Origin of the sequence: Novosphingobium sp. ZW T3_23 (genome assembly GCF_044987305.1) — a bacterium.
Classification (GTDB): domain Bacteria; phylum Pseudomonadota; class Alphaproteobacteria; order Sphingomonadales; family Sphingomonadaceae; genus Novosphingobium.
The window spans coordinates 15,223-32,295 of record NZ_JBJDRF010000036.1 but is presented as its reverse complement, the minus strand read 5'-3'; the positions used below and the strand labels follow the sequence as shown (position 1 = coordinate 32,295).

Here is a 17,073-nt window from a genome sequence, read left to right as displayed (position 1 = left end):
GTGCTCAATGATTACGGAACGCGTCGCTGGAACGTGGTTGCATCGGCCTGCGCCCACCACCGAGCTATGCGGGGATCGCGTACACCGGACAGGAGTTCGCCCGGCTCGACGAAAGGATAGAGTTCATCGATAGAGCGCATTTCCACCGCGCTGATCCGCTGCCGCAGTCCATCCGGAGTGAACTCGTCGGGCGATTGCAGCCCGCAGGCGACCACGATGTCATGCAGAGCGTCTAGCGTCGATCGCTGGAACCGTGCCACACGCTCCGCTTTTTCCGGAATGACGAGCGCACGTTGGCGCGCCGGAGATTGCGTTGCCACGCCCGTGGGGCACGTGTCGGTGTGGCAGCGCATGGACTGCACGCAGCCAAGCGAGAACATGAAAGCGCGCGCGGCATTACACCAGTCCGCGCCGAGGGCGGCGTTCATCGCGATGTTTGCACCCGAGCTGATCTTGCCGGAAGCAGCCAGCTTCACTTGCCCTTTGAGGTTCGTGCCCACCAGCGCATTGCGCGCCAGGATTAGGCCTTCGCGCAGCGGCATACCTACGCGATCGGACAACTCGGTAGGCGCGGCGCCCGTGCCGCCTTCGGCACCGTCGATGACGATGAAGTCGATGAGGATGCCCGTTTCCAGCATGGCCTTCACCACGGAAAAGAGTTCGTGCGGGTAGCCTACGCACAGCTTGATGCCCACAGGCTTCCCCCCGGACGCATCACGCATTCTTGCAGCGAACTCGACAAGCTCGATGGGGGTGGAGAACGCTGTATGCCAAGGCGGTGACAGGCAGTCCTCCCCTTCCGGCACATCGCGCGTCTGGGCGATTTCCCTTGTCACCTTTGGGCCGGGCAGAAGCCCCCCGTGACCGGGCTTGGCACCCTGGCTCAGCTTGATCTCGGTCATCTTTACGGAATCGTGAGCCGCCCGCTCCGCGAAGCGGGCAAGATCGAAACGTGCGTCCTTGTCACGGCAGCCGAAGTAGCCTGAACCGATCTCCCAAACGATGTCGCCGTCATGCTTCAGATGGTAGGGCGAGAGGCCGCCTTCGCCGGTGTCATGATAGAAGCCTCCCATGCTGGCGCCAAGGTTCAACGCCTCAATGGCGTTCGCTCCGAGCGCTCCGAAACTCATCGCGGATATATTGAGACGGGCCGCATCATAGGGCTGGGAACATTGGGCCGTTCCCACATGTACCCGCGTCTCTTTGGGTGCGTGGCGCGAAGGCGCGATACTGTGCGCCAGCCATTCGTACTCGTCGGAATAGACATCCAGCTCCGTTCCGAAAGGATGAGCCGAGACATCGCCCTTCGCACGAGCATAGACCAAGGCGCGCTCGTCATGGCTGAAGGGTCGACCGTCCAGGTCGCTTTCTACGATGTATGCCCGCAGGAACGGTCGCAGCCATTCGAAGAACCAGCGAAAACGTGCGGATGCCGGATAGTTGCGACGCAGCGAATGCTCAGTCTGGAACAGATCGATCAGCGACAGCACCAGAACCGGCAGGGTGACTACCAGGGGCCACATGGCATCGGGATAACGCCTTCCCGCGACCAACGCCGCCAAGGTTCCGACCAGCCCTGCCAACAGGACCAGATTGCGAGAGAGCGCGTGGTCGCGGGTGAGCGCTGCGACCAGTCCCGGACGCGCGCTCATGGCAGCAGGTTACGGATAAGACCTGCTACGTCTGCAGCGCGGCCACCCAGCACGGCCTTTGCCGAATAGAGCGCCATGCCGGCAACTTGTCCTGCTTCGATCTTGGGCGGCATGACAAGCTCGAACCGGTCCGTCACGACGTCAAGCAAGGCCGGACCAGGTGTCGCCAGCCAATCACGCACCGCGCCTTCGAGGTCTTCGGCCTTTTCCACCCGGCGCCCCCAGAATCCGACCGCTTCGGCCACACGGCTGAAATCGGGGTTCAGCAGGTCGGTGTACGTATCCAGCAGACCTTCGACCTTCTGTTCGATCTCCACGAAATCGAGCGCGCTGTTATTGAACACGGCGACCTTGATCGGCAGCTTCTCCTGAACTGCCGTCAGCAGATCGCCGAGCAGCATCGCAAGGCCGCCATCGCCCGACAACGAGATCACCGTCCGGTCTGGAAAGGCGGCCTTGGCGCCAAGCGCCTGCGGCATCGCGTTAGCCATCGTGCCATGGCTGAGGCTGACCACCGTTCGGTTGCGCCCGGTCGCGGCCACATGACGCAAAGACCAAACCATCGGCGATCCGCCATCCGCAGTGTAGATGGCGTCGTCAGGCGCTGCGCGGGATATCACTTCGGTAAGGTACTGCGGGTGGATCGCGCCGCCCTTGCCCACGGTGGCGCGCTTGGCCTGCTTGTCCCGCATCTTCGTGCGTCGCTCCAGACACTCGTCTAGGAAGGCTCGGTCCGAACGCGTCGCAACATGTGGCAGCAGCGCGCGCAGAGTTGCCTGGATATCGCCCACTACGCCCAGATCGACCGGATGCCTGCGTCCCAGATGCGTACCATCCAGATCGACCTGGATGATAGTCGCCTTAGCCGGATAGAACTGTCGCCATGCGAAGTCGCAACCCAGAAGAAGCAGCGTGTCGCAATCCATGAGGGCGTGATAGCCGGCTTCTCCACCGAATATCCCGGTCATGCCGACATCGTAGGGGTTATCGTATTCCAAAAAGTCCTTGGCGCGCGAGGTATGTGCGACTGGAGCCTGAAGCGCCTGCGCCAGCGCCACGACTTCGTCATGAGCCTTCTCGCAGCCCGAGCCACCATAGATGGCGACCTTGCGCCCGTCGTTCAGCAAGTGCGCGATCCGCTCCAGTTCGACGTGAGAGGGGCATACCACGGGATCGGCGCGGTGAACGGCAAAGGGTGGTTCTTCAGGAGCTTTCGCACTCGAAACATCCGCTGGGACGATCAGCACCGCGACGCCGCGCTTCGACAATGCCGCCTGCGCTGCCATGGCCGTTTTGCGGCGAGCCTGTTCCGGCGTGCGGATTTCCTCGCAGAAGACCGAGCAGCTTTGGTAGATCGCTTTGAAGTCGACCTCCTGCGGGAAATCGAAACCTAGTTCGTCACGTACGATCTGGCTGGCGATCAGTACCACCGGAGCGCGATTGCGATGGGATTCGAACAAGCCGTTGATGAAGTGGAGGCTGCCTGGTCCGCATGACCCCGCACAAAGCGCCAGTTCTCCGGTAAGCAGCGCGTCTGCACCGGCAGCGAACCCACCAGCTTCCTCATGGCGCACATGGACCCATCGTATGCCGCTTTGCCGGATCGCGTCGGTTACATGGTTTAACGTATCACCGGGCACCCCGTAGCAACGGGAAGCCCCCGCAGCCGCCAGGGTTTCGACGATCACTTGCGCAACGGTGGTCATAATTGTTTCTCATGCGTTTCTGGAAGTCACATAAGAAAGCGACGGAGGTTCAGCCTGTTCCACATGTCACCACGCGACCTCGGCCGTTCTTGTGAAAGCCTGAGCGCTGCCAGCAAACGCTGCAACGTATCCGCTCCTTGTCAAAAGTCTCTATTATCCCAGGCGAATTCTACTTAAGTTTATGATTTCAGGTGTTTAAGGACGGCGCCCAGTCGGCAAAGGTTCCAAGTGCTGGCCGAAAATCTCGCGGCGCTGATGTGAAGTTCGAGGACCTGCCCGACGGCAGCTTCAAGTTCACTTATCAGCCCGCCATCCTGCGCGATGACGACGAAGGCGACGGTTGGACCGTGGAGCGCCACATCGGAAAGCCTGCCGCATATCTGTTCGCCTGGCGAAGCGGCTGCTGGCAATTAACGCAAGACTTCCGCTGAGGGAAAGCAGGGGCAAGCAAACGATGCGTTTCCGCCCCCTGCTGAGATCGGGGAGTTGGTTAAGTGCTGCCGTAAAAGGCGCCTGCACCTGATATCAGGAACACAAGCTTCGAATGACCCTAGAGGGCCGGCATATTGTGAAGCCTCCTATCATTGGCCGTGATGACCAATCATCGAAATCGATGCTCCCAATCATTTAATCCACCTACGCGGAACCGGGCGATATGCCACTTGTTTTGATATCGCGTGAGGCCCTCCGGCGATCGCTGGAGGAAGATTTTGCGAGAACGAGACGATTGGCATCTAAGCGACGAACTTGACTATGAGCATGGTAGAGGGGATCCGTTTGCCGCTGCTGTCAGGGCTACGCGGATGCCGATGGTCATCACCGACCCTGCGCAGGCCGACAATCCGATCGTATTTTGCAATGTCGCTTTTCAAGAACTTACAGGATACGCCCGTGAGGAGATCATCGGCAAAAATTGTCGGTTCCTGCAAGGGCCCGAGACAGATACCGCCGAAGTTGCAAGGGTGCGGGCAGCGATCCAGAATGGTCACGACATCGACGTAGACCTTTTGAATTATCGCAAGGACGGTACCACTTTTTGGAATGCGCTCTACCTGTCGCCCGTGCGAGATAAGGATGGTATGATCCGGTTCTTCTTCGCTTCACAGCTTGACATTACCGATCGGGTCGCGGCGCAGGACATCATCCACCAGCAGAAGGAATTGGTCGAGCGGGAAGTGGCTCGGCGCACGTCCGATCTGCGCGCAGCCCTCGATGCGAAGACGATCCTTCTTCACGAAGTCGATCACCGCGTCAAAAATAACCTCACGATGATCGGGTCTCTGCTCCGCTTACAGGCCCGAACCATTGATGACCCTATAATCTCGGCGAAGCTGGAGAGCATGCTCGAGCGGGTGGATGCCCTTGCTGTGGTCCATCGGCAGCTTTATCAGTCAGAGGATATCGCCAGGTTCGATATCGGTGGCTTTGCTGAAAACCTTGCCCTGGACGTGGTGGGCTCAAGCGGGCGAATGGATATCACCCTGAATATCGAAGCAGGCCCTCTGCTGATCGAAGCAGTACATGCTTCGGCACTTGGCTTGATTCTGAATGAAATTCTTACGAACGCCATCAAACATGGTTTTGCCAATGGTCGCGGGGGAACACTGACCTTGCTCGTTAGAAATGAGAACGATCGGGGCTTTATCCGGATTTGCGATGATGGGCCCGGATTACCGTCTGCCAAGCGCACGAAAAGCATCGGCACGGCGCTCATAACAAGACTGGCGCGTCAGGCGAAGGCCGAGGCCACATGGAGCGACAACAAGCCTGGAACCTGCGTGACAATAACCTTCCCTCGTAGCACGGTGGTATGATGGTAGGCGTGATGGACGTGTTGATCGTGGAAGACGAAATGCTTCTGGCGATGGATATCGAGGCGATCGTTGAGGACGCGGGCCACCGAGTTCTTGCCGAGGCAGCCTGTCTCAGGGAGGTAGAAGAACTGCCATCGGGCATTACGCCCCAGCTTGCGTTTGTTGATATGAACCTTGCCAACGGATCCAACGGCCTTGAGGTTTGCCACCTGATCCAGACACGATGGCCGGAAACCATTATCGTCTTCGTGACAGCCAACGTGTCCAAGATACCGGCGGATTTCGCCGGGGGACACGGAGTGATCGAAAAGCCGTTTTCCAATGCCGGCATGGTGACCGCGCTCAAATATCTGGCTAACGGCGTCTTCGATCCACCACCTTCGCTCCCTCGACCTTCGAACCTTACCACCTCACCGCATCTCGAAAAACGTTGGGCTGCCACGTAGGCCTCTTCAATGCGCTCCGCAGATTTGGTGCAGCCGATCGCAGGCAAAGAGACAACGCTGTCGTTCACTCTGATAGCCACGGGCTAGAAGAGGTATCCGAAACGGCGAAGCTTCGCTAAAACGGGATTTACGAAGGCGCACGAGACCACGACACATGGCAACTCGCGACCGCTCTAAAGGTCCTGCTATATGTACAATGCGCCAACCAACGATTTTCCACTCGCGCGCGCGACCCCGCAATTCTTGAGCGGCGGGGGAGAGTGCGGGAGGCTTCTGGCTGACCATGATTGGTCTCATACCTCGCTTGGTCCGATAGAGCTTTGGCCGCACTGCCTCACCAGCGCGCTCTCCATCCTTTTGCGATCCCGGGTGCCCATCGTCGTGCTGTGGGGGCATGACGGCGTCATGTTGTACAACGACGCCTACTCGGAATTCGCCGGAAACCGTCACCCGGCCTCGTTAGGTTCGAATGTCCGGGAAAGCTGGCCCGAGCTTGCCGGCTTCAATGATACGGTGATATCCAAGGCCCTTGCGGGAAACACGCTGCACTATCGCGATCAGGAACTGACCATCCTGCGCGGCGGCGTTCCCGAAACGGTCTGGATGGACCTCAACTACTCGCCGGTGGTGGATGAGGCAGGCTTGCCGGCCGGGGTGATATGCTTTCTGGCCGATACGACCGAAAGGGTTGCTGCAGAGCGGCGTGCTGCATTTCTGCTGGCACTTTCCGACGAACTCCGGCCGCTTACCACACCTGCCGATATAATGAACCGAACTGCTGAAAGGCTCGGCGAACTCCTCGACGCAAGCCGGGTCTTCTACGCCGAGATCACCGACGAAGGCATGATGACTGTCGAGCGCGACTATTCGCGCGGCGTGGATTCGATCGTCGGCGTACACTCGCTAGCGTCATTCGGTCCGGATCTGCTCGCCGCCTATCGCGCAGGAGAGCCCGTGGTGGTGCGCAATGTCGGCGGAGACGAGCGTTTGAGCGCTCCGGCCCGCACAGGTCTCACTGCGCGTGAGGTTGGCGCGTTCATCGATGTGGTTCTTTTCAACGAAGCCCGATGGGTCGGGCTCCTCGCAGTCCAATATGCAAGCCCGCGGATCTGGAGCACGGCCGAAGAAAGATTGGTTCAAGAGGTTGGCGAACGCGTCAAGGTTGCGATCGAGCGGGCCCGAGCGGAGCGTGATCGGCTGTGGGACCTTTCGCAGGATATGCTGGCAAGAGCCGACTTCGCCGGGATGATGTCCGCGGTTAATCCGGCCTGGAGCAAGGTCCTGGGGTGGAGTGAAAGCGATCTGCTGACCCGTGCTTATGCCAATTTCATGCATCCCGATGATGTCGGCCCTTCAATGGACGCGATCTCCGGCATGGCGGTGACTGGACAGCCCTCGCGCTTCGAAAACAGGGTGTCCACCCGCGATGGTGGCTGGCGACACATTGAATGGACGGTCGCACCCGAACCGGATGGCGAGAACTTCGTTGCAGTCGGCCGCGATCTTACCGATGCCAAGTCTCGCGCGACTGAACTGGAAAATGCCCAGGAAGCTTTGCGTCAGAGCCAGAAGATGGAAGCCGTCGGTCAACTCACTGGAGGTATCGCCCACGACTTCAACAATATGCTCACAGGCATCATTGGCAGCCTCGATCTCATCCGGCGCAACATTGGCGCTGGAAAGCTGGAACGCGTTGATCGCTACATCGACGCGGCAAACGCATCCGCTCAGCGTGCAGCCGCCCTCACGTCGCGCCTGCTTGCATTCGGCAGACGCCAGTCACTCGATCTGCGTACTCTCGACGTCAACGCGCTGGTTTGCAGCATGAATGAATTGCTGGATCGAACGCTTGGCGAGCAAACCGTTCTCGAAACCCATTTGAACCCGGAACTGTGGGCCGCGTCCTCTGATGCGAACCAGTTGGAAAGCGCTTTGCTCAACCTGTGCATCAATGCTCGCGATGCAATGCCCAGCGGCGGCAAGCTCGTCGTGGAAACGGACAATGTGCACCTCGACGAGCATTACACCATGGACCATCCGGGTCTGGCACCGGGGGATTACGTGGTTCTCAGTGTCAGCGACACCGGGATCGGCATGTCGGCCTCTACCCTCGAGAAGGTTTTCGAGCCTTTCTTCACCACGAAGCCGGTCGGCCAGGGTACCGGCCTAGGCCTGTCGATGATCTACGGGTTTGCCAGGCAGTCCGGCGGACATGTGCACATCTACAGCGAGCTGGGAGTTGGGACGTCCGTCAAATTCTTCATCCCGCGGTCTCACCAGGGCATTGAACCTGTTCACGCCCCGAAGACGAAGACCGTTGGCGGTCAGGGTGAGATGGTGCTGGTTGTTGAAGATGACCCGTCAGTCCGACTCGTCGTCACTGAAGTGCTGTGCGAGATCGGTTATAGCGTCTTCGAAGCGCTCGACGCTGCGAGCGCGCTCCCCATCCTGCAATCGAACAAAGATATCGATCTGCTTATCACCGATGTCGGCTTACCCGGGATAAGCGGTCGCCAACTCGCCGAAATCGCCCGTCAGACCAGGCCCGAGCTGAAAGTGCTTTTCATTACCGGGTACGCTCAGAATGCCGCAGTGCGATCAGGATTTCTGGACAAGGGCATGGACATGATGACGAAGCCCTTTGCCATGGATGCACTGGCAATGAAGATCCGCGATGTCTTCGATGGCTGAACTCGCCGACTAAGTGGACGTGGAGCGCGTGATCTCGGTTTTCTGATAGCTGCGCTACGTTCACCGGGGTTCGGATGAACCTGAACGACTTTAGCTGGACGACAGCGTGATACGCGATTGCAGCTAAGAAAGATGAGGAAGGTGGTCTGCCTAACGAGGAAGTCTGCCCGCAAAAAACCGACAGCTTTTGGGCAGCGATGACATGATAGCCGCCTTTGGCGATGCCAACGCAAAAGAGATGACGCCGATGTGCGCGATGGATGGATTGCTTCCCAGGCGGCCGCCGCGCGGGAAACTACATAGCGCGGTTGCGCCATTCAACTTCTTAAAAACTGGTGGAAATTAATAACTGAAGCCCACCCGTGCCTCCCAATCATACTAAAACCAAGTCACTCGCTCAGACATTTCTGTTCTGGTCGGTTCGGAAGCCGGCGCTACGGACGCATGCGGGTTTTCCCCGATAGCACAATTCAGAAATATCAAGCACCATTATTTGGAAGTACTTGGGACTGCGAATTATGAAGGTTCTCACGGACAAAGAAGCTCTCATGCCGCATTACCACAGTATTGGAAGGGGCTTTGAAGGTCTGCTTGGAACGCGAAATGAAAGCTGACGCAGCGCGTGCTTTCGGATTGCTTTTGGCACTTGCTCCTCTCCCGACGCTCGCGGCACCAACGACACCAGCGGACAGTGAAACGGAGGTAGTTAGCTCCGACACACCCGAGTCCCACCAGGAAGTCGATCAGCTTCACATTCCCGGGTATGACGGAACGCGCGTGGGCGAAACGGCGATCGAACTCGAATTTGCACCTGAGATCGCCTCCCACAATCCGTTAGGGTCGAATTCCCGGACGAGCACATCCACAACCACCGCGCTTACGTTCATGACGACCCAGCCCTTGTCTGACCGGCTTGAAGTAGAATTCGATGCCGGTCCATCCATGTTGTTGGAACATGGGGACATTACGGAATCGGCGGTTGCCGCATCGCTTGAGCTGCGCACGCATCAAAGTCCGTCGGGCTTCGCTGGTTTCGCTCGCTATGAAGTGGCGCACATCATGGATGCTTTCTTCGGCAGCGGCCTCGCCACAGACCAGGCCTTGACGGCGGGCATGCGGTACGGCGCGAATGTCGGCGCCGGCGCAATCGGCGTGGAACTCGCTCCGCGATGGCTGAATTCCAGCAATAACACGGACGATTACCTCGCCGTGGAGCTTTTCATCGACGTCTACTATCCGGTTCTGGATGATGGGTTGGGACTGATTGGCGAAGTCTCGATCGACCGTCGTTGGTACCTGAATGACGACCTTGCGGTACCTGGGAAGCGCAGGGATTGGCGCTTCGAAGGGTTTGCGGGAATTGATATCGCAAACTTGTTGGCTCCTCCGCCCGGCCGGCCGAACCCCCTTCACGCACTCGGCGTCGGGGTGCTTTGGCTGGAGGTCGACTCGAATCTGAACAGTGTGGACCGCTCCGCATTCAAATTCCTGCCTGCCATCACCTTGCGGGCCAATTTGTAACGGTGAAGCCGGAAGCATTCATAGCGCTGAGCGAACAACCTGCGCCGACCATCGAAATTCCATGCCGGGAGACGTAGATGACGAGCAAAGACAATACGATCTCGCTGTTTTCGCTGACGTCGATGGTCGTCGGATCGATGATCGGCGCGGGCATCTTCAATCTGCCGGCGCGGTTCGGCACGGCCACGGGGCCGTTCGGAGCGATCATCGCATGGCTCATCGCCGGCACCGGCATGTATGCCTTGGCACGGGTCTTCCAGGCATTGGCGGAGCGCAAACCTGATATCGACGCCGGCGTCTTCGCTTACGCCAAGGCGGGATTCGGCGACTATATGGGATTCCTCTCCGCCTTCGGATACTGGCTGGGCTCGATCCTGGGCAACGTGTTCTACTGGGTCCTGATCGGCGCGACTCTGGGCAAATTCTTCCCGATCTTCGGGGATGGCAGCTCGGCAGTTGCAATCGGCGTTTCGCTGATCGGCATCTGGGCCTTTCATTTCATGATCTTGCGAGGGATCGAGCAGGCAACCTACATCAACTTCGTCGTCACCATCGCCAAGATCGTGCCGATTCTGGCAGCGCTGCTGCTGATGCTGCTGGCGTTCCACTGGGACACCTTCGCGGCCAACTTCTGGGGCGGCGAAGGGATGCCCGAGAAGACATTGGTGGCACAGGTCCGCGATACCATGCTGATCACGGTCTTCGTCTTCCTGGGTATCGAGGGCGCCAGCGTCTATTCGCGCTTCGCCCGAACCCGTGCCGATATCGGCACCGCGACAATTCTGGGCTTCGTCGGAGTGACCGGCCTGATGGTCGCAGTAACGCTGCTACCCTATGCGGTGATGCCGCAGGCAGAGGTGGCCGGGCTGCGCCAGCCTTCGCTCGCCAGCGCGCTTTCCGCCGTCGTCGGGCCTTGGGGCAGTGTGTTCATTTCAGTCGGCGTGCTGGTTTCGGTGCTGGGCGCCTATCTCGCATGGTCGCTGATCTGCGCCGAAGTGCTTTTCGCGGCGGCCAAGTCACGCGACATGCCTCGGCTCTTTTCGGAAGAGAACCGCAATCGGGTGCCGGCCAACGCGCTTTGGCTGTCCAACATCGTCGTCTCGCTCTTCGTGGTTTCGACATACTGGTCTCAGGACGCCTTCAACCTCATGCTGGACCTGACCAGTGTCAGTGCCCTGCTGCCCTATCTGCTGGTCGCGGGGTACGGCGTGCTGATCGCGCGCCGCCGCGAGGGTTACGGCGCCGAAGCAGGCTCTGCTTCACGCGACCAGTTCATTGCCTGGGTGGCGGTGTTCTATTCGATCGTGATGTTCGTGGCGGCCGGACTGGAGCACGTCATGCTGGTGGCCATCCTGCTGATCCCCGGCACTGCGGTCCTCTACGTCTGGGCCCGGCGCGAACAGGGTGTGCGATTGTTCAAACCGGTCGAACTGGTGATTTTCCTGGTCGTCCTGGCCGCAGGTCTGATCGGCCTGGTCGGGCTGCTGACCGGCCGCATCGTTCCGTGAACTGAAAAAATCTGTTTTTGAAGGAGTGCCTCATGTCCACAGACATCCCTTATGGCGTTCATTCGGAAGTCGGCAAATTGCGCAAGGTCATGGTCTGCGCGCCGGGTCGAGCGCATCAGCGGCTGACGCCGTCCAATTGCGACGACTTGTTGTTCGATGATGTGCTCTGGGTAGATGCCGCCAAGCGCGACCATCTCGATTTCCAGCAGAAAATGCGCGACCGCGGCGTCGACGTCGTCGAGATGCATGACCTGCTGACCGCGACCGTCAAGATACCCGAGGCGCGCAAGTGGATACTGGATCACCGCGTGACCGAGAACGAGGTCGGCCTGGGCCTGCTGACCGACGTGCGAAGCTACCTGGAAGGTCTGCCAGACCGGGAACTGGCCGAGATTCTGATCGGGGGCCTGTCGGTGGACGAGTTCCCGGAAAGCTACTCCGGCGCGCTGATGTCGCTTATTCGCGAAACACCGGGAATCGCGCGATACCTGATCACCCCCTTGCCCAACACACTCTATACCCGCGACACCACCAGCTGGATTTACGGCGGCTGCACGGTCAACCCGCTCTATTGGCCCGCGCGCAAGGACGAGACGTTGCTGACCACGTCGATCTACAAGTTCCACCCCGATTTCGCCGGCAAGACTACGATCTGGCACGGGAACCCGGAAGAGGATCACGGTCTGGCCACCATCGAGGGCGGCGACGTGATGCCGGCGGGCAACCGCACATTGCTGATCGGCATGTCCGAGCGCACCTCGCGCCAAGGCATCGCCTTGCTGGCGCGTTCGCTGTTCCAGCAGAACGTGGTCGACCAGATTCTGGTCGCGGGCATGCCCCGGCTGCGCGCGGCGATGCACCTCGACACGATCTTCACCTTTGCGGACCGGGACTGCGTGCTGATCTATCCCGATATCGTCAACACGATCACGCCCTATATGATCCGGCCCGGCACGAACGGCGGCTTCGACGTGAGGGAAGAAGAAGGCGGCTGGGTGGCGGCGGTCGCACGCGCTCTCAAGGTAGACAACATGCGCGTGGTGGAGACTGGCGGCAGCCACTATATGCGTGAGCGCACACAATGGGATTCCGGTGCAAATCTTGTCTGCGTGTCGCCCGGTGCCGTGCTGGCCTACGATCGCAACGTCTACACCAATACCCTGCTGCGCAAGGCCGGGATCGAGGTCATCACCATCTCCGGGGCAGAACTCGGCAGAGGCCGTGGAGGCGGTCACTGCATGACCTGCCCGATCATTCGCGATGCTGCCGATTAGGCCGATTCGAACTGCTCCTCGGCAGGCAGGGCAACGCCTGCCGAGGAGAAAACCAGCAGGAAACAAGGCCGCGAATTTTTGAGGATTTGCAGAGGAACTTCCTCATGATCCCAAAGAAGAAAGCGATTTTTGGGCCGATTTATCGCTGCCGCCGCGCGGTTTTGACCTGTGCCTTTCTGCTTCAGGCCTGTTCGGAAAGCACCGCTCCCAGTCCGCCGCCAACCCCGGTCAAAGTCTTGACGGTGGGCCGTTCGTCGGCGGCAAATGCCATCGAATTGCCTGGACGGGTGGAAGCCGTCCGCTCCGCGCAGGTGCGTGCCCGCGTCGATGGCATCGTCCTGCGGCGGCTCTATCAGGAAGGATCGGATGTCGCTGCCGGCACCCCCCTGTTCCAGATCGATCCCGGCGATGTGCAGGCGCAGTTGAGACAGGCCAACGCCGGATTGAGCCGCGCGCTCGCCGCCCGATCGGACGCGGCTCAGGTCGTGAAGCGCTTCTCCTCCTTGATCGGCCAGCAGGCGATCAGCGAACTGGAATATGAAAGCGCGCGGAACAACTTGCGTCAGGCCGAGGCAGGTGTTCAAGACGCCCGCGCGGCTCTCGATCGTTCGAAGCTCGCGGCAGGATATGCGACAGTGCGCGCGCCCATTGCCGGCCGCGTGGCGCGCGCGGAAGTAAGCGAAGGCGCCCTCGTGAGTGCCGGAGCGGGCACGCTGATGACGCAGGTCGATCAACTGTCGCAGGTCTATGTCGTGTTCACCAAGTCCAGTTCCGACTTGCTCGATCTGGCGCGCATGACGCGGTCCGGCGAAGTTCGGCTCCCGGACTTGCGGAATATCGAAGTCCGCCTGACCACGGAGAATGGTCAGGACTACGGCGTGGTCGGTCACCTCGATTACGCGGGCCTGGTTGTGCAACCCGGCACGGGAAGCCAGGCGTTGCGCGCGGTATTTCCCAATCCGCGACGCGACCTTCTTCCCGGGCAGTTCGTGCGCGGCGTCCTGCAGGCCGGGATGTTCGTGAATGTGCTCTCGGTGCCCGAACGCGCGGTCATGATCGGCGCCGGTGATACCAGCGTGATCGTCGTCGGCGCAGACAATGTGGCGGAACGCAGGCTTGTCACGCTCGGCGAAGCGCACGACGGAATGTGGATCGTCCGGTCAGGACTGAAGGCGGGCGAGCGGATCGTGGTGGAGGGTTGGCAAACCGTTGTCCCCGGCCAGAAGGTCGCGCCTCAGCCATTCAAGCCGCCCCCCCAACCCGCGCAAGAGTCCGCGCAACAGGCGAGCAGCGAGGGATGAACCGCTTCTTCGTCTATCACCCGGTCTTCGCCTGGGTAATAGCCATTTTCGCTCTGCTGTTCGGTGGGATCGCCATTTCCAACCTGCCGGTCGAGATGTTTCCGAACATCGCGCCCCCTTCCGTCAGCATCTCCACCGCCCTGCCCGGCGCCGATGCCAGCACCCTCGACCGGACCGTGACATCGGTAATCGAGCGCGAGATGAACGCGGTCGACAATTTCCTCTACATGTCCTCCACCAGCCGCTCCAACGGCACTGCCCAGGTCACCGTGACCTTCCAGCCCGGCACTTCACTCGACGTGGCGGTTTCGCAAGTTCAGGACCGCCTGGCGCGTGTGGACTCGCGCCTGCCCGAAGACGTCCGCCGCGCGGGTGTCAGAGTCACCTCATCCTCGTCCGGATTTCTGATGATGATCGCTCTGCGATCGAAGTCGGGGGCGATGTCGCGGGCCCAATTGGGGAACTATGCCAGTAACAACATCGTCGAGGAACTGCGGCGCGTGCCCGGCGTCGGCGATGTGCAGCTGTTCGGCTCGGCCTATGCCATGCGGATCTGGCTCGATCGCGAGAAGCTTGCCGGTTACGGGCTGACGCCGGCCGAAGTGCTGCAGGCCGTGCGCGAGCAGAACAGCCAGACCGCGGCGGGTACGCTGGGCGCGCGGCCCACGGCCTCGGCGGCGGATCTCAACGTGCAGATCGTTACCCAGAGCCGCTTTTCCACGCCGCAGCAGTTCCGGGAAATCATCGTCGCTTCCAATCCCGACGGATCGACCGTTCGGCTCGGAGACGTCGCCCGGGTTGAACTCGGCGAGGACAGCTATGCCATGCATGCCACGCTGAATGGGCAGGAAATGGTCGGCATCGGCGTGCAGCTCGCTTCGGGGGCCAGCGCGCTATCGACGGCATCCGGCGTGCGCGCGCGCCTGCACGAGCTTGAGCGCAGCTTCCCTCCGGACATCGCGTGGCAGACGCCGTTCGATTCCACGCCGTTCATCGTTCGCTCCGTGAACAACGTGATGCGCACGATGATCGAGACGCTCTTGCTGGTCTCGGCCTTCGTCTATCTGTTTCTCCAGCGTTGGCGCGCGATCGTGGTTCCCACACTGATCGTGCCGATCGCCCTGATCGGCACCTGCCTTGGCCTGCTCTTGTTCGGTATGTCGCTCAACTTGCTCTCGCTATTCGCGATGGTGGTGGCGATCGGCATCCTCAACGACGACGCCATCGTCATCGTCGAGAATGTCGAGCGCATCATGGGCGAGGAAGGGCTTGACCCGCGCGAGGCGACGGCCAAGGCGATGGGGCAGATTACCGGCGCCATCATCGCCACCACACTGGTGCTGGTCGCCGTGTTCATTCCGATGGCGTTTTTCCCGGGCGCGAGCGGCGGCGTCTATCGCCAGTTCTCCGTCACCCTGACCATCTCGATGATCGTTTCGACGGTGCTTTCGCTTACGCTCGCCCCCGCGCTTTGCGGCAGCATTCTGCGTCCGCCGCCGGCAAAGGCGGAGGCGGATGACCGGCCGCGGAGCCTGCCGGCGAAGTTCTTCGATCGCTTCAACCGCGGTCTGGAAAGTACCACCCGGCGCTATGTCGGCGTGGTGGAAACGATGCTCCGCTCTCCTGTGCGCTGGTTCGTCGTGTTCCTCGCGATCTGCCTTGCGACCTGGCTGCTGTTCGCACGGTTGCCCGGCGGCTTCCTGCCGACCGAGGATCAGGGCTCGATCTTGATCGGCTACAACGCCGCCCCCGGCGCCACCATGGCGCGCACCGAAGGCGCGGTGACGCAGGCCGAAGCGTTTCTGCTCAAGCAGCCGCAGGTCCGCAACGTCGTCTCGATTTATGGCTTCAGCCTGTTCGGGCAGGGAGAAGGCGCGGCGATGTCGTTCGTGGACCTGAAGCCTTGGGAGGAACGCCCCGGCGCCGACAACTCCGCCGGTGCCCTTGCAGCTCGCGCGAACCGGGCGTTCTTCACCATTCCGGAGGCGACGATGTTCGCCTTCGAGCCGCCCCCCATCCAGGCGCTGGGCAATGCCACCGGCTTTACCATGCGGGTTCAGGATCGCACCGGCACCGGCGAGAACCTTGCAGCACGTGCGCATGCGATCATTGCCGAAGCTGCCAAAAGCCCGATACTGGCAGGCGTCAGGTTCGAAACCCAGCCTTCTCGCCCGCAGCTCTATCTGGAGCTGGACCGGGTCAAGGCGCGGGCGCTGGGCCTGCAAATCGGCCAGATCAACCAGGCCCTGAGCGTCACCTTCGGCTCCGCATATGCGAACGACTTCATGCATGACGGCACCGTCCTGCGCGTGATCGTGCAGGGCGAAGCCTCGCAGCGGATGGAGCCGGGTGACATCTCCGCCCTCCGCGTGCGCAACGACCGGGGCGAGATGGTGCCGTTCAGCGCGTTCAGCACCACCCATTGGACCGCGGGCCCCGCCCAGCTCGAACGCTACAACGGCTTCCCGGCAGTGGCCATTTCCGGCCAGCCCGCCCCCGGCAAATCGAGCGGGGCCGCACTGGACGAGATGGAGCGGATAGCGCGAGAGGTCCTGCCGCCCGGTTATGGCTATGAGTGGACCGGCACCGCCTTCGAGGAGCGCCAGGCAAGCGGCCAGATCGGGGCCCTGCTTGGGCTCTCGCTGATCGTCGTGTTCCTGCTGCTTTCGGCGCTGTACGAGAGCTGGTCCATACCGCTGGCAGTGCTCATGATCGTACCGCTGGGTGTGCTGGGGGCGGTGCTCTTTACCCTGGCGCGCGGCATGATGGCGGATGTCTATTTCAACGTCGGCCTTGTCGCAATCATCGGGCTTGCGGCAAAGAATGCGATCCTGATCGTGCAGTTTGCCCTCGACGAAGAGGCTCGCGGCAAGACGGCGACCGAGGCGGTGAGCCTTGCCGCGCGTCAGCGCTTGCGGCCGATCCTGATGACCAGCCTGACTTTCGTGATCGGCATGGTGCCGCTGGCCATCGCCGTGGGAGCCGGCGCGGCCAGCCGCCGTGCCGTCGGGACCGGCGTCATGGGAAGCATGCTGACGGCGACCGTGCTTGGCATCTTCTTCACGCCGCTGTTCTTCGTATCGGCGCGCAGATGGCTCGGTTCGCGGCGGGCGGAGCGGGATGCCCAGGTCAAACTGAATCAGGCAGAGGAAAGCTAGAC

Annotated in this window: 11 protein-coding genes; 9 read left to right on the top strand and 2 right to left on the bottom strand. The window is 60.9% G+C overall.

The window, feature by feature from the left end; genetic code table 11:
* Positions 1–11 precede the first annotated feature (11 nt).
* The gene (locus ACI3K3_RS17325; protein ID WP_404915883.1) at positions 12–1,652 is read right to left on the bottom strand and encodes an FMN-binding glutamate synthase family protein; all 1,641 of its coding nucleotides are present in this window, start codon (positions 1,650–1,652) and stop codon (positions 12–14) included.
* Positions 1,649–3,358 (bottom strand): thiamine pyrophosphate-dependent enzyme, encoded by a 1,710-nt coding sequence (locus tag ACI3K3_RS17320; protein WP_404915881.1) that lies wholly within the window; start codon positions 3,356–3,358, stop codon positions 1,649–1,651. Before ACI3K3_RS17320 ends, ACI3K3_RS17325 begins: the two co-directional genes overlap by 4 nt.
* Positions 3,359–3,615: 257 nt before the next feature.
* Between ACI3K3_RS17320 and ACI3K3_RS17315 the strand changes: the two genes are divergently transcribed.
* From ACI3K3_RS17315 to ACI3K3_RS17275, 9 genes are all read left to right on the top strand, one after another.
* Entirely contained in the window at positions 3,616–3,789 is a 174-nt protein-coding gene (locus tag ACI3K3_RS17315) for a hypothetical protein (protein ID WP_404915879.1), read from the top strand.
* A gap of 246 nt (positions 3,790–4,035) precedes the next feature.
* Positions 4,036–5,172, top strand: coding sequence for a histidine kinase dimerization/phosphoacceptor domain -containing protein (locus ACI3K3_RS17310; protein ID WP_404915877.1), 1,137 nt, complete (start codon positions 4,036–4,038; stop codon positions 5,170–5,172).
* Between the two features lie 11 nt (positions 5,173–5,183).
* Positions 5,184–5,618 carry a response regulator gene (locus tag ACI3K3_RS17305; RefSeq protein ID WP_404915875.1) on the top strand — a complete coding sequence of 145 codons (435 nt, stop codon included), beginning with the start codon at positions 5,184–5,186 and terminating at the stop codon, positions 5,616–5,618.
* 189 nt (positions 5,619–5,807) lie between these two features.
* Complete coding sequence (locus tag ACI3K3_RS17300) at positions 5,808–8,309, top strand: PAS domain S-box protein (RefSeq protein ID WP_404915873.1); 2,502 nt, start codon at positions 5,808–5,810, stop codon at positions 8,307–8,309.
* Positions 8,310–8,912: 603 nt separating this feature from the next.
* Entirely contained in the window at positions 8,913–9,830 is a 918-nt protein-coding gene (locus ACI3K3_RS17295; protein ID WP_404915871.1) for a hypothetical protein, read from the top strand.
* A gap of 77 nt (positions 9,831–9,907) precedes the next feature.
* Positions 9,908–11,338 carry a basic amino acid/polyamine antiporter gene (locus ACI3K3_RS17290; RefSeq protein ID WP_404915869.1) on the top strand — a complete coding sequence of 477 codons (1,431 nt, stop codon included), beginning with the start codon at positions 9,908–9,910 and terminating at the stop codon, positions 11,336–11,338.
* 32 nt (positions 11,339–11,370) lie between these two features.
* Complete coding sequence (locus tag ACI3K3_RS17285) at positions 11,371–12,612, top strand: arginine deiminase (RefSeq protein WP_404915867.1); 1,242 nt, start codon at positions 11,371–11,373, stop codon at positions 12,610–12,612.
* A 287-nt stretch (positions 12,613–12,899) separates the two neighbouring features.
* A complete protein-coding gene (locus tag ACI3K3_RS17280) occupies positions 12,900–13,913 on the top strand; it encodes an efflux RND transporter periplasmic adaptor subunit (protein WP_404915865.1) in 1,014 nt (337 codons plus the stop codon).
* The gene (locus tag ACI3K3_RS17275) at positions 13,910–17,071 is read left to right on the top strand and encodes a multidrug efflux RND transporter permease subunit (RefSeq protein ID WP_404915863.1); all 3,162 of its coding nucleotides are present in this window, start codon (positions 13,910–13,912) and stop codon (positions 17,069–17,071) included. Before ACI3K3_RS17280 ends, ACI3K3_RS17275 begins: the two co-directional genes overlap by 4 nt.
* Positions 17,072–17,073 lie beyond the last annotated feature (2 nt).